The 23,932-nt window shown below is 45.4% G+C and carries 25 protein-coding genes and 1 other annotated feature; of the genes, 10 read left to right on the forward strand and 15 right to left on the reverse strand.

Going from position 1 to position 23,932, the window contains the following annotated elements; all coding sequences use genetic code 11:
• Positions 1-43: 43 nt before the first annotated feature.
• Complete coding sequence (locus ASG89_RS02565) at positions 44-1,852, forward strand: M3 family oligoendopeptidase (RefSeq protein WP_057308807.1); 1,809 nt, start codon at positions 44-46, stop codon at positions 1,850-1,852.
• A 397-nt stretch (positions 1,853-2,249) separates the two neighbouring features.
• On the opposite strand, the gene ASG89_RS02570 is transcribed toward ASG89_RS02565, so the two are convergent.
• Positions 2,250-3,428 carry a methyl-accepting chemotaxis protein gene (locus tag ASG89_RS02570; RefSeq protein ID WP_321166466.1) on the reverse strand — a complete coding sequence of 393 codons (1,179 nt, stop codon included), beginning with the start codon at positions 3,426-3,428 and terminating at the stop codon, positions 2,250-2,252.
• Between the two features lie 370 nt (positions 3,429-3,798).
• On the opposite strand from ASG89_RS02570, the gene ASG89_RS02575 reads away from it, so the two are divergent.
• Positions 3,799-4,161, forward strand: coding sequence for a hypothetical protein (locus tag ASG89_RS02575; RefSeq protein WP_057308732.1), 363 nt, complete (start codon positions 3,799-3,801; stop codon positions 4,159-4,161).
• Between the two features lie 33 nt (positions 4,162-4,194).
• Here ASG89_RS02575 and ASG89_RS02580 read toward each other — a convergent pair whose 3' ends face one another.
• Genes ASG89_RS02580 through ASG89_RS02590 form a run of 3 tightly spaced genes read right to left on the reverse strand, consistent with a single transcriptional unit; the run spans position 4,195 to position 7,125 of the window.
• Positions 4,195-5,025, reverse strand: coding sequence for an ABC transporter ATP-binding protein (locus ASG89_RS02580; protein ID WP_057308733.1), 831 nt, complete (start codon positions 5,023-5,025; stop codon positions 4,195-4,197).
• Positions 5,026-5,056: 31 nt separating this feature from the next.
• On the reverse strand, positions 5,057-6,106 hold the full coding sequence (locus ASG89_RS02585; protein WP_057308734.1) for a FecCD family ABC transporter permease: 1,050 nt from the start codon (positions 6,104-6,106) through the stop codon (positions 5,057-5,059).
• Positions 6,103-7,125: a FecCD family ABC transporter permease gene (locus ASG89_RS02590; RefSeq protein ID WP_057308735.1), complete on the reverse strand. Its 1,023-nt coding sequence runs from the start codon at positions 7,123-7,125 to the stop codon at positions 6,103-6,105. The genes ASG89_RS02585 and ASG89_RS02590 overlap by 4 nt, the downstream gene beginning before the upstream one ends.
• A gap of 187 nt (positions 7,126-7,312) precedes the next feature.
• Here ASG89_RS02590 and ASG89_RS02595 point away from each other — a divergent pair, with 187 nt between their 5' ends.
• Positions 7,313-8,308 carry an ABC transporter substrate-binding protein gene (locus ASG89_RS02595; RefSeq protein WP_057308736.1) on the forward strand — a complete coding sequence of 332 codons (996 nt, stop codon included), beginning with the start codon at positions 7,313-7,315 and terminating at the stop codon, positions 8,306-8,308.
• A 74-nt stretch (positions 8,309-8,382) separates the two neighbouring features.
• Here ASG89_RS02595 and ASG89_RS02600 read toward each other — a convergent pair whose 3' ends face one another.
• Positions 8,383-8,643, reverse strand: a complete 261-nt coding sequence (locus ASG89_RS02600; protein WP_057308737.1) for an alpha/beta-type small acid-soluble spore protein — start codon at positions 8,641-8,643, stop codon at positions 8,383-8,385.
• Positions 8,644-8,799: 156 nt separating this feature from the next.
• Between ASG89_RS02600 and ASG89_RS02605 the strand changes: the two genes are divergently transcribed.
• From ASG89_RS02605 to ilvD, 3 genes are all read left to right on the forward strand, one after another.
• Positions 8,800-9,297, forward strand: a complete 498-nt coding sequence (locus ASG89_RS02605) for a hypothetical protein (protein WP_057308738.1) — start codon at positions 8,800-8,802, stop codon at positions 9,295-9,297.
• Position 9,298: 1 nt separating this feature from the next.
• Complete coding sequence (gene rnhA / locus ASG89_RS02610) at positions 9,299-9,949, forward strand: ribonuclease H (protein WP_057308739.1); 651 nt, start codon at positions 9,299-9,301, stop codon at positions 9,947-9,949.
• 149 nt (positions 9,950-10,098) lie between these two features.
• Positions 10,099-11,784: a dihydroxy-acid dehydratase gene (ilvD, locus tag ASG89_RS02615; protein WP_057308740.1), complete on the forward strand. Its 1,686-nt coding sequence runs from the start codon at positions 10,099-10,101 to the stop codon at positions 11,782-11,784.
• A 291-nt stretch (positions 11,785-12,075) separates the two neighbouring features.
• Here the strand turns inward: ilvD and ASG89_RS02620 are convergent, their stop codons facing one another.
• Positions 12,076-13,113, reverse strand: coding sequence for a permease (locus tag ASG89_RS02620; protein WP_235549569.1), 1,038 nt, complete (start codon positions 13,111-13,113; stop codon positions 12,076-12,078).
• Positions 13,114-13,339: 226 nt separating this feature from the next.
• Positions 13,340-13,610: a binding site (T-box leader), on the forward strand.
• Positions 13,611-13,682: 72 nt separating this feature from the next.
• Here ASG89_RS02620 and trpS point away from each other — a divergent pair.
• Positions 13,683-14,666 carry a tryptophan--tRNA ligase gene (gene trpS / locus ASG89_RS02625; RefSeq protein WP_057308742.1) on the forward strand — a complete coding sequence of 328 codons (984 nt, stop codon included), beginning with the start codon at positions 13,683-13,685 and terminating at the stop codon, positions 14,664-14,666.
• A 60-nt stretch (positions 14,667-14,726) separates the two neighbouring features.
• Here trpS and ASG89_RS02630 read toward each other — a convergent pair whose 3' ends face one another.
• Positions 14,727-14,912: a DUF5325 family protein gene (locus ASG89_RS02630; protein ID WP_057308743.1), complete on the reverse strand. Its 186-nt coding sequence runs from the start codon at positions 14,910-14,912 to the stop codon at positions 14,727-14,729.
• Positions 14,913-15,063: 151 nt separating this feature from the next.
• Between ASG89_RS02630 and ASG89_RS02635 the strand changes: the two genes are divergently transcribed.
• Entirely contained in the window at positions 15,064-15,291 is a 228-nt protein-coding gene (locus ASG89_RS02635) for an alpha/beta-type small acid-soluble spore protein (protein ID WP_056613405.1), read from the forward strand.
• A 182-nt stretch (positions 15,292-15,473) separates the two neighbouring features.
• Here ASG89_RS02635 and ASG89_RS02640 read toward each other — a convergent pair whose 3' ends face one another.
• Complete coding sequence (locus tag ASG89_RS02640; RefSeq protein ID WP_057308744.1) at positions 15,474-16,457, reverse strand: metal-dependent hydrolase; 984 nt, start codon at positions 16,455-16,457, stop codon at positions 15,474-15,476.
• 121 nt (positions 16,458-16,578) lie between these two features.
• Here ASG89_RS02640 and ASG89_RS02645 point away from each other — a divergent pair, with 121 nt between their 5' ends.
• Positions 16,579-16,878 (forward strand): hypothetical protein, encoded by a 300-nt coding sequence (locus ASG89_RS02645; protein ID WP_057308745.1) that lies wholly within the window; start codon positions 16,579-16,581, stop codon positions 16,876-16,878.
• A gap of 56 nt (positions 16,879-16,934) precedes the next feature.
• On the opposite strand, the gene gerQ is transcribed toward ASG89_RS02645, so the two are convergent.
• The 7 genes from gerQ to urtA form a co-directional block, all read right to left on the reverse strand.
• Positions 16,935-17,387 (reverse strand): spore coat protein GerQ, encoded by a 453-nt coding sequence (gene gerQ / locus ASG89_RS02650; protein ID WP_057308746.1) that lies wholly within the window; start codon positions 17,385-17,387, stop codon positions 16,935-16,937.
• A gap of 162 nt (positions 17,388-17,549) precedes the next feature.
• Positions 17,550-18,242, reverse strand: coding sequence for a response regulator transcription factor (locus ASG89_RS02655; protein ID WP_057308747.1), 693 nt, complete (start codon positions 18,240-18,242; stop codon positions 17,550-17,552).
• A gap of 214 nt (positions 18,243-18,456) precedes the next feature.
• A complete protein-coding gene (urtE, locus tag ASG89_RS02660) occupies positions 18,457-19,152 on the reverse strand; it encodes an urea ABC transporter ATP-binding subunit UrtE (protein WP_057308748.1) in 696 nt (231 codons plus the stop codon).
• Complete coding sequence (urtD, locus tag ASG89_RS02665; RefSeq protein WP_057308749.1) at positions 19,145-19,936, reverse strand: urea ABC transporter ATP-binding protein UrtD; 792 nt, start codon at positions 19,934-19,936, stop codon at positions 19,145-19,147. The genes urtE and urtD overlap by 8 nt, the downstream gene beginning before the upstream one ends.
• Positions 19,937-19,971: 35 nt before the next feature.
• Positions 19,972-21,054, reverse strand: a complete 1,083-nt coding sequence (gene urtC / locus ASG89_RS02670; protein WP_057308750.1) for an urea ABC transporter permease subunit UrtC — start codon at positions 21,052-21,054, stop codon at positions 19,972-19,974.
• Positions 21,055-21,076: 22 nt separating this feature from the next.
• On the reverse strand, positions 21,077-21,982 hold the full coding sequence (gene urtB, locus ASG89_RS02675; protein ID WP_057308751.1) for an urea ABC transporter permease subunit UrtB: 906 nt from the start codon (positions 21,980-21,982) through the stop codon (positions 21,077-21,079).
• Between the two features lie 91 nt (positions 21,983-22,073).
• The gene (gene urtA, locus ASG89_RS02680; protein WP_057308752.1) at positions 22,074-23,324 is read right to left on the reverse strand and encodes an urea ABC transporter substrate-binding protein; all 1,251 of its coding nucleotides are present in this window, start codon (positions 23,322-23,324) and stop codon (positions 22,074-22,076) included.
• 283 nt (positions 23,325-23,607) lie between these two features.
• Here urtA and ASG89_RS02685 point away from each other — a divergent pair, with 283 nt between their 5' ends.
• The gene (locus ASG89_RS02685; RefSeq protein ID WP_057308753.1) at positions 23,608-23,910 is read left to right on the forward strand and encodes an urease subunit gamma; all 303 of its coding nucleotides are present in this window, start codon (positions 23,608-23,610) and stop codon (positions 23,908-23,910) included.
• The last annotated feature ends 22 nt before the right edge of the window (positions 23,911-23,932 follow it).

Raw genomic sequence — 23,932 nt, forward strand, 5'->3', positions numbered from 1 at the left:
CTGGATATGATTTAATTAAAAGTGGAAAGGAAAGGTGATCGCATTGTTAACATTACCTCTTAATCAAACATGGAATCTTGAAACATTTTTCCCTGGAGGAAGTGATTCTCCTGCATTCGCTGCACACCTGAAGAAGCTTCAGGAGTCCATTGCATCTTTTCAAGAGCAAGTTCGACGTACAGCTCCTCCGCAAAGCGTAGAGGATGCCTCAGCGCTAGCACAGTTGATTGAATTGCTTCAGCATAATGTGATGCATATTCACGAGGCAGACTCCTTCGTCGGTTGTTTGCAAGCTGACAATCAGAAGGATAAGAAAGCGCCTGTATTAAGTGGACAAGTCAAAAGTTTATATGCTGAGCATTTATCTTCACTTACTCATTTTGATCAGATTCTAACAGGTGTCCCTGATCAGGTTTGGGCAGCGGTGCTTCAACAAGAGCCGTTTCAAGCTATCGCCTTTTCATTGAATGAACGTCGTTCGCTTGCGAATGAAAAGCTGCCACCGGCGCAAGAGGCACTAATTAATGATTTGGCCGTTGATGGCTATCATGGGTGGAGCGATTTGTATAATTCGACCGTAGGTCAATTTAGCATGGCTGTGGAAGTTGACGGTAAGCCCATTGAATTATCCGCAGGCCAAGCTTTCAATAAGCTGCATACCGAGAATCGTGAAGAACGTCTAGACCTCTTTGATAAATGGGAACAAGCATGGACGGATAAAGAAGAATACTGTGCAGAAGCCTTAAATCACTTGGCTGGCTTCCGTCTTCAAGTGTACAAGGCTAGAGGCTGGAAAAGTATACATAAAGAACCACTTGCCATTAACCGTATGGAAGAAAAAACCTTGAACGTGATGTGGGACGTCATTGACCGCAATAAGGGACTTTTTGTGGAATATCTAAATCGGAAAGCGAAACTGCTTGGCGTTGACAAGCTTGCATGGGTTGACGTGGATGCGCCGCTTGGCGATTCCTCCAAGAAGATTTCCTACGACGAGGGTGCTAGTCTCATCATTGACCAGTTCAAGCGGTTTAGTCCGAAGCTTGCTGCGTTCTCGGAGGAAGCTTTCCAGAAGCGCTGGATTGAAGCAGAGGATCGCCCTGGTAAGCGCCCTGGCGGCTTCTGTACCTCATTCCCGCTAGCAGGTGAGACACGTATCTTCATGACGTATGGTGGGACGCTGAATAACGTCTCTACGCTTGCTCATGAGTTGGGCCATGGCTACCACCAGCATGTGATGACGGATATGCCGGCACTCGCGCAGGAGTATGCGATGAACGTGGCGGAAACGGCCTCTACGTTTGCTGAGATGATCGTCGCTGACGCTGTCGTGAAGCAGGCTTCAACAGATGAAGAGCGCATTGTGCTGCTCGAGGATAAAATTCAAAGAGCAATCGCGTTCTTCATGAACATTCATGCGCGGTTTATTTTTGAGACGAACTTCTATGGGGAACGCAGTCAAGGCTTAGTTAGTGTGGAGCGCCTTAATGAACTCATGGTTGATGCGCAAAAGCTTGCCTACAAGGATGCTTTGAGCAGCTACCATCCGCATTTCTGGGCAGCGAAGCTGCACTTCTATGCAACAGATGTTCCATTCTACAATTTCCCTTATACGTTCGGGTACATGTTCAGTGCCGGTATTTATGCAAGAGCTGTGCAGGAAGGTGCAACCTTCGAAGACAAGTATATTTCTTTGCTTCGAGATACAGGAAGCATGAATGTTGAAGAGCTGGCGCAGAAACATTTAGGTGTGGATCTCACGGAGCCAGATTTCTGGCAAAGTGCTGTCGACATGGCAGCGCAAGACGTAAAGGAGTTCATGGAGCTAACCGAATCGAAGGTACGTGTGTAGGATGAGGGACTGAGTGGGCAGCACGTGGGGGTCCGCGGGGGGAGATAGTCGAAAAATTCGACTATCTCGATGAAAACGGCGTCCACGGGGGCGAGATAGTCGAAAGATTCGACTATCTCGATAGAAAACGGCGTCCGCGGGGGGAGATAGTCGAAARATTCGACTATCTCGATGAAAACGGCGTACACGCGGGGTGAGATAGTCGAAAGATTCGACTATCTCGATGAAAACGTCGTCCGAGGGGGGAGATAGTCGAAAAATTCGACTATCTCGATAGAATTCGGCGCCTACAAAGACATTCCGGGTTTGAATATAGGTAATGCTATATGCAGACAAGCAAAAAAAGGACCGTCAGGATGAACATCCTGACGGTCCTTTTTCAATTCCACTTCAAAATTTACAGCTTAAATATTTGAATCGTTTGCTGCAACTGAGTCACAACCCGCGTCATTTCTTCCGCTTGTGTTACGATGCCTTGTACGGTTGAAATTTGCTCATTCATGGAAGCCGACACTTCTTGTGTACCAGCCGCAGACTCTTCTGTGATAGCTGAAATATTTTCCATCGCTGCAGCGATTTGTCCGGAGCTTTGAAGCATACTTTCACTCTCTTCAGCGAACCTTGTAATTTCCTCTGAAATGAAGCCAACGCTGCCAACAATCTCAGCAAATACAATTTCAGTTTGATCGATTAAGACCGTTTGTTTCTTAACGACATCTTCATTGACTTGAATGCTGCGAATCGCATCTTGAATGCCTTGCTCAATGCTCTTTACGAAGCCGAACACTTCACGTGTTAAGGAAGTTGATTCTTCAGCAAGCTTACGTACTTCTTGCGCTACGACAGCGAAGCCTCGGCCGTGTTCACCAGCTCTTGCGGCTTCAATGGATGCGTTAAGTGACAATAGATTCGTTTGCTCAGCAATTTCGGAAATGGAACGTGTAACGCTATTAATTCCTGCGGCTTGGCGAGCGAGCATATCAATTGTATCAGATACTTGTCTCGTTACTTCTACATTTCGTTTCATACCGACGCCTTGACTTTCAACCGACGTGCGTCCTTTTTCAACGAGGGTCATCATCAGATCGGAACGGTTTTTCATTTCTTTAGCCGATCCGGCATAATTCACGATTTTTACTTCAATATCTTTGGAAGTGATCGATACGCCAGAAATCTCCTCGGAGATTTGTCCTGCACCAGCAGCCAACTCATGGGCCGAAATACTCACTTGCTCAAGAACGTTACGGAAGCTTTCATTCTTTACATAGATATCACGGCTTGTCTGGAAAACTTGCTTCGAAATAGATCCTGTATCGCGTAAAATATCGCGGAGTTTATCAATCATTTTATTGAAGGATTGGCCTAGTTGACCGAGTGAATCGTCAGACGTGATTTCCACCTTTTGAGAAAAGTCCCCTTTGGAAATGTTAAGGGCAATCCGGGAGATACCATCGATAGGTTCAGTAAGTTGTCCTTCAAACCAACGGATGAAAGGGAAGCTTCCAGCTAGGATAATAACCAGGAAAATAATGCCAAGTAAGCGGTTCCAGTCTGAGGCGAAAGTTACAATTAACATGAAAAGCGAGTTTAAACCAATTAGTGCAAAACAACCAAGTTGTAGTTTCTTTCTAAACGATAACGATGAGATTTGTTCCAATCCGATCGACCCCTCTGCAAAATTTGTTTACTTATGGAGAAAAATAATAGGTGTATTTGAAAATTATATCACTGAACATGGAAACATTCTACAGTTATTCGACAACAATCGTTCGGTATTTACAAGAATTTTGGAAATCATATAAGTTGAATACAAAGAATTTAGTGAATTATTCAAATATTGGAAATAAACTGTTGAATTATGTAAATTGTCTAGGTATAATAGGTCTACAGTCACGAATTTAACATAATTAGTAAATAAACATAATTTAAGGAGGAGTAATACAAAATTGGAACAGTTGACACTCGCGAGACAAATTGATGTGGTATTTCGTAAGATTAAAGATGAGCTTTCTCATGTGAATTCAGGCACAGTTTTTGTACATATTCGCAACAATGATATTGGCAAATTTGGCATTAAACATTTGCCATTTGAAAGCTCAGAGGGTGTATTGCCTGCAGTTGCTAACGCGGGGTTGACTGAATTGCAATTTCAAACTTTTCGTCAAATGGCGATCGAATCACTCAAGCGCAAGAAGAGCTGGACACATGGAGAAATCATGTTCGACTTTACGATAAGAAAGAATGTTATTTCCATAAGTGTTATGTTCGAAAGTAATTATAATATGGCTACATATGCACGTACGATTTAGCACTCATACCTAATCCTATTGAAAGAACCCCGATCACAATTGTGATTGGGGTTCTTTCGCTAATACTATGCGGCCTTTGCCATACGGAATGCACATCGGTGTCCCGAAGATCGGGTCGGTTGTTACCTGACAATCCAAATCAAACACCTCACGTAACAAAGGTGTATTGACAATGTCCTCTGGCTTTCCTTCCGCATAAATAGAACCTTTCTTGATGCTAACAATGTGGTGCGCGTAACGACAAGCTAGATTAATGTCATGTAGAACCATGACAATTGTGCGCTGTTCTCGCTCGTTCAGATCGAATAATAAGTCCAACACTTCAATCTGATGGGTAAGATCGAGATAGGTGGTTGGTTCATCTAGGAGTAATGTAGGTGTGTCTTGCGCTAAAGTCATCGCGATCCATGCGCGCTGGCGTTGTCCGCCAGAGAGTGAATCTACAGTGCGATCAGCAACCTCTAGCATATCGGTAAGTTCGAGTGCCTTCATGACCTTGTTTTCATCTTCTTGACTCCATTGCTGCAGCCAACTTTGATAAGGATAGCGCCCTTGTTTGACGAGTTGTCTGACCGTGAGTCCTTCTGGAGCTGTAGGGCCTTGGGGCAATATCGCCATTCGCCTTGCGATCTCTTTGGTCGAGAGCTTCGCGATCTCATGACCGTCCAATAGAATGCTGCCTGAGGTTGGTTTCATAAGCCGAGCAAGTGAGCGCAGCAGTGTGGATTTTCCGCAGCCGTTACTGCCGATAAAGACGGTAATTTTGCCCTTAGGGATTTGCACATGTAAACTTTGGAAAATCGTTGTATCTCCATATGTCAATTGAAGCGATTGGGCTTCAAGTGCTTGGTCTGAGGTTGTCATAAGTTAGTTCTCCTTTTTCGTAGACATAGGGTTATCCGCGATTCCTACTGCGATATAGGACGTAGATGAAAATAGGTGCACCAATGGCTGCCGTGAATACACCTGCTGGGATATCGAGCGGTTTGAACAGGAAACGACCACATAAGTCTGCAAGCAGCAATAGTAGAGAGCCAGTGAGTGCAGAGACAGGAATCAAGGAGCCGAAGCTAGGACCGACAAGTTTACGTGAAATGTGCGGGGCCATAAGCCCAATGAAGCTTATCGCACCGCCAAAAGCGACAGCAGCACCAGCCAAGGCAACACTAAGCATAATTAACAGAAACCGCTGACGCTGTACATGGCTTCCAACACTTTGGGCAATATCCTCTCCAAGTGACTGGATGGTAATGTGCCGCGCATAGAAGAAAATAACAGGTATCAGCACAGCCACCCAAGGGAGTAAGGGGTAAACAGCTTTGGCCCAAGATACGCCATAGATACTGCCAGTCATAAAAGTTAGTGATTGTTGGGCGAGTACGATAGGACCGGTAAGCATCATGAGATAGGATACTGCGCTCATTGCAGCTGTGAGCCCTGTCCCAATGAGGACGAGACGCAACGGTGTAATGCCATTTCTCCAAGAAAAGAGGTACACCAGCAACGTTGCAAGGAATGCCCCTAGTATAGCTGCTACAGGCAGCCAATGAATACTGAGTTTATCTGAGAAAAAGAAGAAGAAAGATACAGCGCCTAGTGTTGCACCGCCTGTTGTTCCAATCGTGTCTGGTGATGTGAGCGGGTTGCGCACGATCCCTTGTAGAATAGCGCCGGCTACACCTAAAGATGCGCCGATTAGAACAGCTACAATAACACGAGGTAAACGTAATGTTCGAACGATCATCGTACTTGAATCCGATCCATAGCCGAATACGGCCTTTATGACATTCAAAGGTTTGATCGTAATACTGCCGACACCTGTGCTTATAATCATCATGAGGATGAGGGCAAGTAATAGAGATAGCGTAACGATAATGGCTTTTTTGCTTATTAAAAAAGAGTAACTTTTGCTTCGAATCATAATATCTCGCTTAGAAGTACTCATCTCAAGAGTCCCCCTTTGCGTGCGATGTAAATGAAGAAAGGAACACCAAGAATAGCCGTCATAACACCGACATGGACTTCTTTCGGCATAATAATGAAGCGAGCCCCTATATCAGCGCTTACCAATAAAATACCGCCTAGTACAGCGCAATAGGGAATAACCCAACGATAGTCAATCCCGATAAGAAAGCGAACAATATGAGGGATCATTAGGCCGACGAACACAATCGGGCCCGCAACGGCTACAGATCCACCAGCAAGAATAATAATCATGAGTGCAGTAATAAGTTTAATGTACACCGTTTGTTGTCCTAATCCTTTGGCAATATCATCACCCATGGACAAGACATTGATATGGGGGGATAGCAGGATCGCTCCGATCCAAGCGAGCAGCATATAAGGGTACACGGATTGCAGCATAGCCATCGTACGCCCTTCGACAGAACCTACAAGCCAATAGAGTACTTGCTCGAAGGCTTTGCCATTACCTAATAATATTCCCTGTGTGAGTGAAGCGAAAAAAGCCGTCATCGCAGCGCCCGCGAGTGTGATCTTCATCGGCGTTAAGCCGTCGCGACCTAGCGATCCAAGCCCATAAACCAATGAAGCGCTCACGGCAGCTCCCATAAAAGCAATCCATGTAAATTGCGTTAGGCTGGATATGTTGAAAAAGCTAACAGCTACAACAATAGCAAAAGCAGCCCCAGAATTAATCCCGAAAATACTCGGCGAAGCCAGTGGATTTCGAGTCATTGCTTGCATAAGTGCACCAGCAACGGCTAAACTGCCGCCAACTAGTGCAGCAATCAAAGCTCTTGGTATTCGGACGGTTTGAATAATAATCGATTCATTCGTTGGTTTGTCAGAAGGATCAAAGGATGTAAGGATTTGATCCCAGGAGTATGTTTTGAGGCCGAATCTGACACTGCTAAGTATGAGTATAAGAAGAACACAAATGGCTGCTAGTAGCCCTATACTTTTGTAAATATGAGAGAGACGTTCTGTTGTTCGTGTATGCACGCTGTTTACCCTCTTCCTTCCTACCTTCTTGCTTCATTTATTCTAAAGATATCAGGTATTGAAGTCAATGAATATGAGAATCATTATCAAAAAAAAGTTGACAAGTAAGGTGGAATTCTAGTAATATGTGCTAATAAATGAGAATCGTTATCACAATAACGAACAACATAGGGGGAACACCATTATTATGTTTAGTCAAAAATCCCGCACGTTTGGAAGAGCGTGGGCTCTTGTAGCATGTCTCTTTGTTTTTAGTATGGTCTTAACGGCATGTGGAGAAAAAGCAGAAACGAAGTCGTCTGCATCTGCAGCACCGCAAGAAACTGCGAAAGCAGAAGCTCCACGCACAATTAAGCACGCAATGGGGGAGACCGTTGTATCGGCGAATCCGAAACGTGTCGTTATATTGACCAATGAAGGAACAGAAGCCCTTCTTGCACTTGGGATTAAGCCCGTAGGGGCTGTAGAATCCTTCTATGGCAATCCGTGGTACGACCATTTTAAAGCGGATATGCAAGGCGTGACCACCCTGGGAGTTGAGGGCCAACCGAACCTGGAAGTCATTGCATCGCTTAAGCCGGATTTAATTATTGGTAATAAGCTTCGCCAAGAGAAAGTGTATGAGCAACTGAAAGCCATTGCGCCGACGGTTTTCTCGGAAACGCTGCGTGGTGAATGGAAAAACAACTTCAGTCTGTATGCAGATGCAGTGAATAAGAAGGCAGAAGGCGACAAAGTGATCGCTGATTTCGATAAACGTATTAATGATTTCAAAGCAAAAGCAGGCGATAAGCTAAAAGAAAAAATAGCTGTCATCCGGTTTATGGGTGGTAAAACGAGATTTTATTTTGATGATATGTTCTCAGGAGTTGTCTTCAAACAGCTAGGCTTCCCTCGTTCTGATGCAAAAAGTAGTGAGAAATCGTTCGAAGATATTACGAAAGAACGTTTAACTGAGCTGGATACCGCAGATCGCGTATTCTACTTTACGTATGAAATCGGCGATGGCAAAGGGAATAAACAAGAACAAGAATGGATGAATGATCCGCTTTGGAAAAATCTAAAAGTGGTGAAAGAAAATAAATTAGTCAAGGTTAACGATGCTACTTGGAATACAGGCGGCGGAGTTCGATCGGCTAACATCATGTTGGATGATTTGTACAAAATCTACGACATTAAATAGGGTGAAAAAAGGGCTTTCTCCGAGTATCTACCCGGAAGAAGGCCCTTTTGTTGCTTAAGTATTTTGGATCCACATTATCTGCTGAAGTTATTGCTTGAACCAGCAAGTTGTTGCTCAGCAATTTGAACGAGACGACGAGTGATGCTGCCCCCGATAGATCCTGTGTCATAAGACGTCATGTAACCATAGTAGCCATCTTGAGGAATTTGGATGCCCAATTCTTGAGCTACTTCATACTTCAATTGGTCTAGGGCTGATGATGCTTGCGGAACTAGTAAGGAGTTACTGCTACTATTGTTGTTACTGTTACTGTTGCGAGATTGTCCTGTAGCCATCTGATATCACCTCCAGTAATAGGTAGTATGAACAGTTTTGTTAATATTACTCATTTTTTTATTGGGAATTTTAACCTTTTATAAAAAGCGTAAAAGCAGGAATGTTTCGACTTTGTTATAATGGAATAATGGACGTCGGGAAAGCGGGGAGAAAGCATGTTTGAACTAGCGATTAAGGGCTGGTCCTTAGATAAAGATTTGCAAATTATTCAAGCAGATGTTCATTTGTCTGTAGAAGATAGTCTAATTATTGAAGAACCTCTATGCATTGATGTTGGTCTGCCTGCTTTATTATACAGTGCGCTGCATGATACAGCTCCGAATCGCTTCGCCCCTGCCGATCAGTGGGAGCGGATGCCGTTCTTCGTATGTGGATGTGGTGACCCGGAGTGCAGGGGGTTCTCATTCGTTGTACGACATCTTGCAGAGGAACAGCTTGAACTTTCTTCTGTAGAAGAACGGTCGAACGGTTCGTATCGCGAACTGGAGACGCATGTCATCCCGATTCGCGAATATCGCGAACAACTTGTCGACATTGGGGAAACCTATTTGCGATTTGTTGCAGATTTGGATTACCGGCCGTATTTTCAAGATACGGTGAAGGTCGTCGAAGAGCTGGTAAAACAATTACAACTAACATTACGGAGTGAATAATATGGCTGCATCGAAATTTTATGTGGTTTGGGTCGGGCACAAGCCAGGTGTGTATCGTTCGTGGGCGGAATGCCAGGCCCAGACCAATGGCTATCCACAAGCGAAGTTCAAGTCTTATGAATCCGAAGGTGAAGCGCGGCAAGCACTTGAGAAGGGGTGGCAGAAGTCACTTAATTTTGCGGCAAAAGGAACCGGAGGAGCTCAAGGTGCTGCTAAAAAGTCGGCGACTCCAGAGTCTGCGCCTGAGGTTGATTATGATAGTATTTCAGTGGATGTTGGCTGTTCCGGAAATCCAGGGATCGTGGAGTACAAGGGCGTGGATACGCGGACTGGTGAAATCATTTTCTACCAAGGACCGATTTCAAAGGGAACGAATAATCTAGGCGAGTTTCTAGCCATTGTACATGGACTAGCTTACTTGCAGAAAAAAGGAAGTAAACAAACCATTTATACCGATTCGGTTACAGCACTAAGTTGGATTCGAAAGAAGGAAGTATCTACGAATTTAGCTCGAGATGCGTCTACTGCGGAAATATGGACCTTGGTGGATCGTGCGCTGAAATGGCTGCATACGAATACGTATACCAATAAGATCGTCAAGTGGGATACCAAAAAATGGGGCGAGATTAAGGCCGATTTCGGCAGAAAATAAGTCGACAAACGTAACGTGCCGTTTCGTGTATAAGTTGGTTCGCACTTACTTTGATGCGTTATCACACTAAAGGGAGAAATATTGCGAGAAGTGTGGTATGATAGTTTCATTGTTTTCATAACAGATATGAATTCTAGGAGGAATAAAGTATGGCACATCCAAAACAGCGCAGTGACATGATTAAAAAAGGTTTCGACCGCGCTCCACACCGTAGCTTACTACGTGCAGCCGGCGTTAAAGAGGAAGATTTCGGCAAGCCGTTTATTGCGGTTTGTAACTCTTATATAGACATTATTCCTGGACATGTTCATTTGCAAGAATTCGGTAAGCTTGTGAAAGAAGCGATTCGCGAAGCCGGCGGTGTTCCGTTCGAGTTCAACACAATCGGTGTTGACGATGGTATTGCGATGGGTCATATCGGTATGCGTTATTCCTTGCCAAGCCGTGAGATTATTGCGGATTCCTTGGAAACCGTAGTAAATGCACACTGGTTTGATGGTATGGTTTGTATTCCTAACTGTGACAAAATTACACCGGGTATGATCATGGGTGCTCTACGCGTTAACATCCCAACGATGTTAGTTAGCGGTGGACCGATGAAAGCCGGTAAAGATAAAAACGGTAAATCCATTTCCCTTTCTTCCGTATTCGAAGGCGTTGGTGCTTTCCAAGCGGGTAAATTGGATGAAGCAGGTCTGGAAGAGTTGGAACAATACGGTTGTCCTACATGTGGATCATGCTCTGGTATGTTCACAGCGAACTCCATGAACTGTCTAGCTGAAGGTCTTGGACTTGCTATGCCAGGTAACGGAACTATTCTTGCTGTTGCGGAAGAGCGTAAGCAATTCGTTAAAGATTGCGCGAAGCAATTGATGGTTCTAATTGAGAAAGACATCAAGCCGCGTGATATCGTAACGATTGATGCGATTGATAACGCATTTGCTTTGGATATGGCGATGGGCGGTTCCACGAACACCGTTCTTCACACATTGGCTATCGCGGCTGAAGCGGGTATCGAGTATCCGATCTCTCGTATTAACGAAGTAGCAGAGCGTGTTCCTCACCTTGCCAAAATTGCTCCAGCTTCCGATTACCACATCGAAGATGTGCATTTGGCGGGCGGTGTGAGTGCGGTAATCAATGAGTTGCTCAAAAAACCAGGTGCTTTCAATGGTGACTGTCTATCCGTTACAGCGCAAACACTTCGCGAGAACGTGGCTGGCCGTGAGATTCAGAACACGGACGTTATTCGTCCATTGACGAACCCGCATAGTGAGCGCGGCGGTCTAGCTGTTCTGTTCGGTAACTTAGCGCCTGAAGGAAGTATCGTAAAAGTTGGTGCCGTTGATAAGTCCGTTGGCGGACGTCACGTTGGTCCAGCGATCTGCTTCGATTCCCAAGACGAAGCTTTGTACGGTATCGCAAACGGTAAAGTAAAAGAAGGACACGTTGTTGTCATTCGTTACGAAGGACCGAAGGGTGGACCTGGTATGCCAGAAATGTTGGCACCAACGTCCCAAATCGTTGGTATGGGTCTAGGCGCGAAAGTAGCCTTGATTACAGATGGACGTTTCTCCGGAGCTTCCCGCGGCATCTCGCTTGGTCATATGTCACCTGAAGCTGCTGAAGGTGGACCACTTGCTTTCGTACATGATGGCGATATCATCGACGTTGACATGGATGGACGCAAAATCGAATTGCAAATTAGCGATGAAGAGTTTGCCAAACGTCGTGAGTCATGGGCAGGATTCCAACAGAAGATTACTTCTGGCTACTTAGCTCGTTATACGAAAATGGTAACCAACGCAAGTGCTGGTGCGATTTTGAAAATCTAATTTATTACAAGATAAAGGCCCTATCCGACTTGTTCGGGTAGGGCCTTTTGTACAATTATTGGATGCAAGTTCAAAAGATATACTATTATCACTAACCCTTGAGCTCAGTTCAGTCAGTTTTTTTTGAACGAGAACCTGTGAGGGAATGATAAAGGTCACCGACGCATCCATCTTATCATCACTATCCCTTAAGCTCAGTTCAGCACATGGGGAACGACATCCTGAGCAAAAGGGATAGTGGCCATAGATTCAGTTATCATGACTCTCCACGTAACTTGGTAGTGAGTCTATTCAAGTCAGAAATAAATGCATAAACAGAAGCGATCCGCTCAAAACGGTTATTGCAACAACAACGGAAAGCGTTAATACAAAGCGAGCTTTGAAAATCGATAGCATCATTAATGTACTCTTCACATCGATCATAGGCCCGAATACGAGGAAAGCGAGCAGAGAGCCAGGTGAGAATGACTTGGCGAAGGAGGCAGCTACGAAGGCGTCTGTCGTTGAGCATAAGGAGAGTAGGTAGGCGAAACCCATCATGAATACATGAGAGGTGAAGGCTCCCTGGCCGATCGTGCTCAGGCTGTCTTGTGCCACGAATGTCTGTATTAGGGCTGTCAGCAAGGCGCCTAGCATCAAATACTTGCTCATCTCGAACAGCTCGGAGGAGCCGTGGCTGACCATCGTCATGAGCCGACTGCCTCCGTGGGCGTGGTTGTGGCCATGGTGGTCATGTCCATGATCGTGATGCTTATGACTATGATCATGAGGATGATCGTGGTCATGCTTGTGATCATGATCGTGGCTGTGATGATGATCATGGTGGTCAATGTGATGGTCTCCATGCGCATGGTTATGTTGGTGTGTCAGGCTTGTTACTGCAGGCTCAATAGGATGCCGCAAAGGGTTGCTCTTAAGGAAACGCGTGAGCAGCAAGCCAATGACTAGCGCGACACCGAAGGTTAGTCCCATGCGTGAATAGGCCATTGCTGGATTGCCGCGGAATGCCATCCAGGTGGAGGCGAAGACAATGGGGTTTAGAATAGGTCCCACAAGAATGAAAATGACGGCGATGTAGACCGGCATGCCTTTGCGCATCAGCCTGCGTACGAAAGGGATCATGCCGCACTCGCACAGTGGGAACATAATTCCCAACACACAGGCGAATAACACACCACCGAGTGGGTGTTTGGGGGTCAGTCGTTTGATGACACCCTCAGGAATGAAGTTTTCGACGATCGTAGATAACAGGACACCGAGAATCATGAACGGTAGGGCATCCAAGAAGATGTCCATAAAAGCCATAAAGACATGGCTGATAGGTTCCATGACTGTCCCCATTGGGGGAAGTTGTCTAGTTGTTACGATCAGAAACAATAGAAACACGCAAATCACCGTGGAGGCAGGAAGGCTCCAGCGGTATAGAGTTGAGGACAATACAGTGACACCCCTTTGCAGAAGGAATTGGTATGTAACTATCTTATGTACATGCTGGGCTATCTAGGACAATGTCCTGGATTGACATTGATACTTAAGCGTGTATAATAATAGGAAATCAATTGCGATGATAGGAACAAGTACGTTTGTCTCCCGTTTCTCAGAGAGCCGGTGGTTGGTGCGAACCGGTGAAACAAGCAGACCGAATGGATCCTTGAGCTTGAAGCTGAACACTGTGTAGAATCACCGGAACCTAGGCCGGATTCCAACCACAGTAAATTATGCTAAACGGTAGCTCTCCGTTATCAGAGCCTGAAGGTTTACATGCACATAACTACGGTTATGTAAGTAGACAAATTAGGGTGGTACCACGGTCTCTCGTCCCTTGCGGAGGGAGGCCTTTTTGTTGTCTTTTTTACCAAAACGAATGACAAAGTGAAGATCATAGGAGGTTTTTTCGGATGAAACGTGTACTATCCGGCATGCAATCCAGCGGTCAGCTGACGATTGGTAATTATATTGGCGCACTTCGTAACTTTGTGAAACTGCAAGAACTTCATCGCTGTTATTTCATGGTGGTCGATATGCATGCGATCACAGTGCCGCAGGATCCAGCCGCGCTTCGGGAACAAACGGAGTCTATCGCTTCGTTATACATTGCTTCGGGCCTAGATCCGAATAAGGCTTCTGTCTTCCTGCAGTCCCATGTTCACGCACATGCAGAGCTAGGCTGGATTATGACGACGCTGACACACATGGGCGAACTTGAGCGCATGACCCAATTTAAAGATAAGTCCGAAGGCAAAGAATCTGTGGGTGCAGGCTTATTCACGTATCCATCTCTGATGGCAGCTGACATTTTGTTATATAACGCAGATCTTATTCCAGTTGGAGACGATCAGAAACAGCATTTGGAGCTGACGCGTGATTTGGCTAACCGATTTAATAACCGTTTTGGCGATATGTTTGTCATGCCACAGCCTTATATGCCTGAAGTGGGCGCACGCATTATGTCACTAGATGATGCTTCCAAGAAGATGAGCAAAAGCAGTCCGAATGCCGGCAGTTACATCGCGATGCTTGACGAGCCAGATGTCATCCGTAAGAAGCTAAGTCGTGCTGTTACGGACTCTGGGCGTGAGGTGAAGTATGATCCTCAGAATAAACCTGAGGTGAGTAATTTAATGTCGATTTACTCCCACTTTGCAGAGATGAGTTTAGCGGAGATTGAGGCTCGGTATGAGGGGCAAGGATATGGTCCTTTCAAAAAGGAACTGGCGGAACACATTGTTGCCGTTCTGGAGCCTATCCAGCAGCGTTATCGTGAGATTCGCAGTTCGGGCGCCATTTTTGACATTTTGAAAAAAGGTGCGGACGAAGCTGCCGAAGTGGCGAATCAAACGTTGCTTGAGGTAAAGAAGCGGATGGGCTTTATTGTTCGCTAAGTATAACGCTACACATACGAAAAGCTCAAATCCCAATGATTGGGGATTTGAGCTTTTTGTTCATTCGGTAGGTTTGTTTTTTCGACGCATTTTGGCTTTCATTGCAAAACCGTAACCGATAAATCCTAACGAAATAAGGGTGAAGAGGAGTGCCATCCAAGGCTCGCGTAGAGCAATGAATAGGGAAATGCTAGCGAGCAGCAGCGTTCCAACAACTGCGAATAGAAGAGCAAGTGGTTTACTCATTTGGGCGACCTACTTTCTTGAAGTTCATGATACCTTCTTATATTAAACTTTTTTGAGCGCCGTGCATATAAATTCATTTCCTCCACATACTATCTTTGCAAGCTTGCAAATACATCAAAGATTATAGCTGACTGAAAGGAGTACGATCCTGATGGCACAATCTCGTAGTAACACACTGGTAGTTCCGCAAGCCAATCAAGCTTTAGATCAATTGAAATATGAGGTAGCTCAAGAGCTGGGCATTCAAATTCCTCAAGACGGTTACTATGGAAACATGGCAACCCGAGACACTGGTTCCATTGGTGGTGCGATTACTCGCCGCTTGGTGCAAATCGCTGAGCAAACGCTAGCGGGGCAGTCTGGGTCAAACTTCCGTTAACTTAGACAACATGTATCCGTACTAGCATACCCGAATTAAGTAATAATAGAGCCCAGGAGCCTTAATAGCTCCTGGGCTTTTGATGTGTACAGGAAAGCATGGCAGATAAAACAAGGGCCTCTGCATTCACCATGCAGGGGCCCTCGTTTTAAACATCGAACATCACATCGATTGAAGACTGCTCAATAAAGATCGACTTTCAGCTTCTTCTCAAGCTTCGTATCGTTCACCCAGCCTACATAAGAATCAAGCGTTTGGAAATTGCGATCCATTCGAATGACGCCAACGAATGGGAATTGCTTGCGATGGCGATAGCGGACGTCTGCCCATCTCACTTCATAGCCCCACCGATGTTCTTTGACCTCAGCGCAAGTGAAGGAAGAGAAATAAAGCAGAGCTTGAATATCCTCATGCTGCTTGGAAACCTCAACGGCAGGGTGGTCAGAGCAGGTGATCGTGTCTAACCATTTCAGTTTGCCATTTTTGAGTTCGCCTAGCTGGTAGGTCCCGTCTGCACACTCTTTCACAACATTCCAGACATAGAGGTTGAATGTTACAATAAGTGTATATTTATCACCGGGTTGATAAGTGGCATCTTTGCGATAGAGACCTTTTTCAATAATAGCATGGTCCAGAGTCCGCCAAATGTAATATAGGGCAAGTAAGCCGTATAAGGTAGGGAAAATCAACTGTGGCTTCGCGAGATCGAAGGACCACATGAAGATCGCGGCAATGTGACTCGTGAATATGAAAGGATCAAAGATGTGAATGATGTTCCATGACACCCATTTTTCTGAGAAAGGTCGAATGGCTTGGGTGCCGTAGGTATTGAAACAGTCGGTGAACACATGAACGCAGACCGCGATTCCAATCCACATAGCGAGATGCAGGAAGGATACGCCATGGAAAAATGGCGCAAGTGCACCAGTGATCAACAATGTCCATAAGGGTAGGGCTGGTAAGGAATGCGAGCGGCCGCGATGATTGCGAATATAGAGGGCATTGCCCTTGAATCGGAGCAATCCATCAATATCGGGAATCTGAGAACCAACGACAGTTCCAATGAAAACAGCAGTTGTTGCTGCCGTATCTGTGGAAATGCTCGGGTCGATTTGCGAGAGCCCTGCTAATCCTAAGCCAATGACAAGATGAGTGCCTGTATCCAACTGGTTCTCCTCCTAAGTGTTGTGTACACATGGTTGTTCTGTATCTGATTGAGGGTCAATTAACATCTTGCTCTTAGTTTACCATTTTAGAGCAAAAAATAAATCAGAAGGAGATCTAAAAATGTCTAAAGTTTTTGTAGAGTATGCCATAAATCCAGAATTTCGAGCTTCATTTCTCATCTATATGCAAGGGCAACAGCTACGGGAAGGGCATTTGGAGCTATTGGAGGGGACCGATCAAGATGGACTTTATGTAGAAATTTGGCATGATGTAACATATGAAGAGTACCTGATCATGAAGGAGGAACGTTTGAATGTTGAACGGATGGGTGATGGGCAGCATGGTGACTGGGAACGATGGATCAAAGGGGGTATCTCGAAGTTGCATATGTGGCATTTCTCACCGGCTAATTATATTTAAAAACAGAAAACCGCTGCTCTCTATCCGAGCAACGGTTTTTGAATGTGATTGGGCAATTATCTGGAGAGTGCTCCGCCCCGGAATGGGTAGGCGTAATTCAGTTCTTCATCGAATGTGATGTAATCCAAATTCACCATAAGTAATAGGAAACGCATCCCAGTAACTGGATCACTGATAATGATATGATCACGACCTGCGGCTTCTAGTTTTCCTTTGAAAATTTTGGCGTTCCACTCGGAGTTATTTTCATATGTCATATAGATGGTTGCCATTTTACCAAGGTTCAAACGAAGAATATTTTCGATATACGATTCTTCGAGTGCTGGCATTCCCGGTACATTCACGCCTGTTTGTAATCCACTTCCTGGGGGTGTGAGGACAGATCCAGCTGGGGTTTGGGGAACAATCTTATTCGTGATGGAAGTTGGGACAGGGTAAGCTGGGTAGGGATTGCCATATTGCATTTGCGGCATTGCTTGATTACCTATTTTGTAAGGGTTATTCAACATGATGATAATTTCCTCCTTGAGCTTTCCATACGAAAGCTTTCTTCATAAATGTGTTTTAACGATCGAAAAGGTCATTTTCCATAATCATCATATTGTGCTTCTGCCTATTTGGTGACGAATTTGTGGGCATTTTACAAAACAAAAAAAGCTCCCGAAGGAGCCTTATCCTAGTAGAAACTTATAACCGACCCCCCACACGGTCTTGACGTGCTTGGGTTCTTTGGGGTCATCCTCGATTTTTTTGCGGAGGTTTGCGATGTGCACATCGATGGCACGCTCTGTTACTTGGGAATCAAAGCCGCGCACACGATTTAACAACTCTTCACGACTGTATACTCTGCCTTGATTTTGCCAGAACAGCTTCATAATTTCGAATTCGGAGAAGGTAGTCTCGATACTCTTACCGTTAACATAGAGGCAGCGCTTTTCTAAATCCAAGTGGATCCCCAGAGGATCGAGTGTGTCAGAGGGAGGCGCAACCTGTGGTGGATAGCTGCTGGAACGTCGAAATAAGGCTTGAATTCTGGCGGATAGCTCTCTCATCGAAAATGGTTTGCATAAATAGTCATCAGCACCCGTCTGAAGGCCCCTTACACGATCCGAAACTTCGTTCCTGGCGGTTACCATCAAGATTGGAATGGTTGAGGTCTGACGAATTGTAGTACACAGTTGAATCCCATCCATATCTGGAAGCATAAGATCAAGAATAATCATATCAGGCTGGAAATCCCGAAATAAGTCCTCGCCTTGTCGGCCGTTCTCTGCGCGTTTCACTTCATAGCCATCTTCGTATAAGTAAATGGACATCATTTCACCGATACTTAAATCGTCTTCGATGATTAAAATTTTGGACATACTGGTTCCCCTCCTTTTCCTTTAAAAGGCTAGGTGCTCGTTATGCCTTCCCGCAATAATCGATCCTATCTATATGACATGTTATCCTATCCATTTTGTGACGTCCAGTTTTAACTTATTTTTAAATGGAAAAAAGAAGCTGATTGTGACTTGAACCTTCACTCTTAAGGTCAAGTTGTTCAGCTTCTTTTGCGTAGGGTAAGCATGAGAACGATCATACCGTCAAGTGCTTCCGGACAAGCTCTTCGCTCAGGTGCTCATCTTTCCCTTCGGCAGCAATGGTGCCGCGGTCGAGTACATAATAGTAATCAGCGATGCTTGTGGCAAATTCTAAGCTTTGCTCTACTAGAAGAACGGCAATTTCTCGATTGCGTTTAATCGTTTCAATGATGGCCTCAATCTCCAAGACGATAGATGGCTGTATCCCCTCCATAGGTTCATCCAGAAGCAACAGTTTAGGTCCTGGAGCTAATGCCCGTGCGATAGCTAATTGCTGCTGCTGACCACCGCTGAGGTCCCCGCCTTTGCGATGGAGCATTTGTCGAAGCACAGGAAACGTATCGAAAATCGTATCGGGTAATTTCTTGCGACGGTCTGATGAGGCTTCTAAGCCAAGTAAAAGATTTTCTTCGACAGTGAGTTGGGGGAATATCTCCCTGCCCTGTGGTACATAGCCAATGCCTGACTTGGCACGGCGATCTGGTGAAGATGTAGTGATCTCTGTATCCGCGTAATGAATGGAACCCGATCGGGGCTTAATGAGCCCCATAATACTCTTCATTAATGTTGATTTCCCAACGCCGTTGCGTCCCATTAGACAAACGATCTGACCGGGTCTTACTTCGAGGTTGACGTTACGTATAACCATGCTTTCACCATAGCCCGACTCTATACTTTGTAGTTTAAGCACGGCGTTCAACTCTCCTTCCGAGGTAGACTTCCGCTACTTTATCGTCATTCTGAATATCTTGCATAGTGCCTTCACGCAGGACGGTTCCTTCATGGAGAACGGTTACCATTTGAGCGAATTGGCGTACGAAGGCCATGTCGTGCTCAACGACAATAATAGTCCGATTCGCTGCAATTTCATGAAGCAGTTCACCTGTTTTCTCTGTTTCACTATCCGTCATGCCAGCGGCGGGCTCATCGAGCAGCAAGAGATCAGGCTCTTGCATGAGAAGCATGCCGATTTCAAGCCACTGCTTCTCACCGTGGGAGAGGGAGCCCGCACGTTCGTTGGCTTTGCTTGTCAGACCAATCATGCCAAGCCTCAGGTGAAGTCGTTCTCTTTGATCACTTGTGGTTTTGGCCCAGAGCGCGCTGAGGAGTCCGCGCTGCTGCTTCATCGAAAGTGCCAAATTTTCAAACACTGTCAACGTGGAGAAAACGGTAGGTGTTTGGAATTTGCGTCCAATCCCAAGCTGGGCAATTTGGTGCTCCTGGTGCTTGGTGAGGTCAATCGAACCCTTGAATAAGACGTGGCCTTGGGAAGGCTTTACTTTGCCGCAAATGACATCAAGCAGTGTTGTTTTGCCAGCACCATTGGGACCGATAAGGAAGCGGAGTTCACCTTGTTTTAACGAGAAATCTAGATTTCGCAAGGCTTTGAAACCGTCGAAGTTCACCTCAAGTCCCTTGACGCTCAGGATTGTCTCATCTGTTGTCGGTTGTAGTTTCGCTAATTGTCCTAGCATTGAAATGTTCCCCTTTCCGGTTTATATAAGTACGGTCATGTTTCTATGACTTCTTGCGATGTAGCGATCTGCTTTGGACGCTGAGTTCTTTTCCAATTGGAGAAATAGGGGGTCAATGTGCCGACGATTCCTTTCGGCAGTAAGAGAACAACGACAATGAACATGGCGCCGAGCATGATTGGCCACCAAGCTGGATAGGCTTCGCTGAAGGTTGTTTTAGCTGCATTCGTAACTAATGCCCCAAGAACAGCGCCGCCAATTGTTGAACGACCACCGATGGCTACCCATAGCACCATCTCAATAGATGGCACGATCCCCATTTGGGCAGGGGAGATGATCCCTTCTTGAAGGACATAGAGTACGCCGGCAAGTCCAGCTAACCCCGCGGATAAACAGTAGATGAAAACTTTATACGTAACCGGATTATAGCCAATGAATCGCACCCGATTCTCACCATCGCGAATGGCTGTAAGAATGTTGCCCAGTCGGCTTGTCACGAGCAAGGTGCTAAGGATCAGTACGATAATCACAATAGCTAGGGTGAGGTAGAAAAACAATAACTTGGTTGATTGTAATTGCAGATTCAGACCAAGAAAGGTCGAGAAATTCGTCAAACCATTCGTCCCGCCCGTATAACCTTGCTGACCTACGAAGAGTGTCACCGTAATGATGACTAAGGCTTGGGATAAAATGGAGAAGAATGCGCCTTTAATCCGATTACGGAACGTGAAATACCCAAGGATGAAGGCGACGATCATCGGTACAATGAGCGCCAATAGGAACGCGGCCGCGGCACTGTGGAATGGCACCCAGAACCACGGCAAGCTTTTGACACCACTCCAGGACATGAAATCAGGCAATTGATTAGGCATAGAAGCCAGCTTCAAATGCATCGCCATACAATAAGCGCCGAGTCCGAAATAAACGCCATGACCAAGGCTTAAAATACCGGTATATCCCCAGATTAAATCAATTCCGATCGCGATAATGGCATAAGCAAGGAATTTGCCGAGTAAGGATAAACGAAAGTCAGACAAGAAGAGGGGGGCAAGCGCGATGAGCAGCAGGCAGATCCCATAGATGCTTAGTTTGAGCTTAGAATGTTTGGAGAAAAGCATAGAAGGTACTCACATCCTTTCTTCAATCTAAGGATCTCGAACGCATCGTTACAAGACCCATTGGTTTCCATTGTAGGAAGGCGATGATCAGTGTAAACACAAGTACCTTGCCGAGTGTGGCGCTGGTTGTGTACTCCAAGGCCGTATTGAAAACACCGATTCCTAATGCGCCGGCTACGGTGCCGATCAACTTGCCAATCCCGCCAAGTACAACGACCATAAAGGCATCTACAATATAATAGGTCCCAATTGTAGGCCCGATCGGTCCAAGTAAGGACAGGGCACAGCCAGCGATACCTGCCATTGCAGAGCCGAAAGCGAAGGATTGTGCATCGACTCTACGCGTGGATATGCCTAAACATGAAGCCATTTGGCGATTCTGCATAACCGCTCTCATACGTCTTCCGCCTGCAGAGTGATAGAGATAGAGGTAGATGATCAAGATGCATATTGCCACAAGTCCAATGATAAAGAGTCTCTTATATGGAAGAATTAAATCTGCCGTTGCATGCCATCCGCCTTCTAGCCATTGCGGTGCTTTCACTGCGACATTGGGAGCGCCGAAGATGGATCGCGCAATTTGCTGTAAGGCAAGGGAGACCCCCCAGGTAGCTAATAAACTATCCAATGGTCTGCCGTACATGAAGCGGATAAGCACAACTTCGAGCAGCCAGCCTATCGCAAAGGCGACGACAAAGGCAACGCCAAGTGATACGACGAAATACCAACCGAATGCAGAGGCAGGCAAATAGGATTGGAACCATTTCTGCACGAGGTAAGCCATGTAAGCACCGATCATAATAAATTCGCCATGCGCCATATTCATAACATTCATCAGACCGAACGTAATGGCGAGACCGATTGCGATCAAAAGCAGTATGGAGCTTAAGCTGAGTCCGTTAAATATTTGAAGCAGCAGTAAACTCATGACAACTTCTCCTCTCTGTGACGGGAGTAAAATGATGAAATCCAGGACTGCGGCTAGGCGGTCCTGGTTTCTGAGTACTAACTTGTAAGGATTATTTCGTTACTTCTGCGCCCCAAGGGTATGTTTTGAGGAAAGGATCTGGTTTAAGCGCTTTACCGGAATTCCAAATTTCCTTGATTTGACCATCCGCTGTAATTTGGCCGATACGTGCTGTTTTGTAAATATGTTGATTCTCACCATCAATGGTGACTTTACCTTCAGGTGAATTCCACTCGATTCCTTTGGCGGCTGCTTTTACTTTCTCTACATCAAAGGAGCCAGCTTTCTTCACAGCTTCAGCCCACAGATAGACAGCTGTGTATCCAGCTTCAATCGGATCATCCGTTACACGGTCCTTACCATATTTGGCCTTGTAAGCTTCAACAAATTTTTTGTTTTCAGGTGTATCTGTTGTTTGGTAGTAGTTCCATGCTGTGTAGTGACCATCGAGAACGGAGGCGCCGATACCGCGCACTTCTTCTTCAGCAATACTCACGGACATGGTTGTTAGATCTTTAGCCGTAATACCGGCATCTTTCAACTGCTTGAAGAAGGCAACGTTACTATCGCCGTTCAATGTGTTGAAGACAACGTCCGGTTTTTCCTTTTTAATCTTACTAATGATTGTATTGTAGTCGGTGTGTCCAAGCGGTGTGTATTCCTCAGCAACAAGTGTTCCGCCATCTGCTTTCAATTGCTCTTTAATAATTTTGTTGGCTGTTCGAGGGAAGACGTAATCGGAACCAAGGAGGAAGAATTTCTTGCCTTTGTTTTGAAGGAGCCATGTGACTGCGGGGATGATTTGTTGATTCGTTGTTGCGCCGATGTAGAAGATGTTAGGTGAGGATTCTACGCCTTCATACTGAACCGGATACCACAGTAATCCTTTATTTTGCTCGACAACCGGCAGTACAGCTTTACGGCTAGCCGATGTCCAACACCCGAAAATTGTGACTACGCTGTCTTTTTGCAGGAGCTTCTTTGTCTTCTCTGCAAAAGTTGGCCAATCCGATGCCCCATCTTCGATCACGGGTTTAATCTTTTTGCCTAGTAATCCCCCAGCTGCATTAATTTCATCAATCGCCATGAGCTCAGCATCTCGAACAGATACCTCACTGATGGACATTGTACCTGTTAGTGAGTGAAGAATGCCCACAGGTACAGTGTCGCCAGATGTTGTGGAAGCCACAGGTGCAGTCGTCGTAGAGGTGGTAGATTCTGTCTTCGCACAGCCGGCCGCTACTAACATCAAAGCCATACTTAGTGCAACTGTAAGCTTACCTTTGTTTCTTATCTCTCTCATTCACGTCCCACTCCCTTGCCTTACAAGATTTGGAATACATGGCTTATGATAAATGGCGAGACAAGTTAGTGTCAATATATATGACATTAACATGAGGTATTTTAGTGGGGATGCACAATTTTGAGTGAAATACTTGTGAAAATCACATGAAATCGAAAAAAGTGTTTTGAATATCGCAATTTTATGTGAGAATACATGACATACAAGATTTACAATCATGAAAACCACGAATATAATGAGTGTAAAGTATTTCCATAATTCGGTTTTTGAAGAGGTGAGACACGTGCATTTAACGGAAAGAGAAAAAGAGAAATTGCTCATAACCGTAGCTGCTGACCTAGCCAGACGAAGATTAGCCAGAGGATTAAAGTTGAATTACCCGGAAAGTATTGCTCTGCTGACTTCCGAAATCTTGGAAGGAGCTAGGGATGGCTTGACGGTTGCGCAGCTCATGGCGTTTGGTACGACTATTTTGAAGGCAGATCAGGTTATGGAAGGTGTGCCTCAAATGATTCATGAGGTGCAAGTAGAAGCCACGTTCCCCGATGGAACCAAATTAGTTACCGTACATGAACCCATTATTTAATTGCGTATGAAAGGGGCGAGCA

Source organism: Paenibacillus sp. Soil766 (genome assembly GCF_001428105.1).
Classification (GTDB): Bacteria; Bacillota; Bacilli; order Paenibacillales; family NBRC-103111; genus Paenibacillus_E.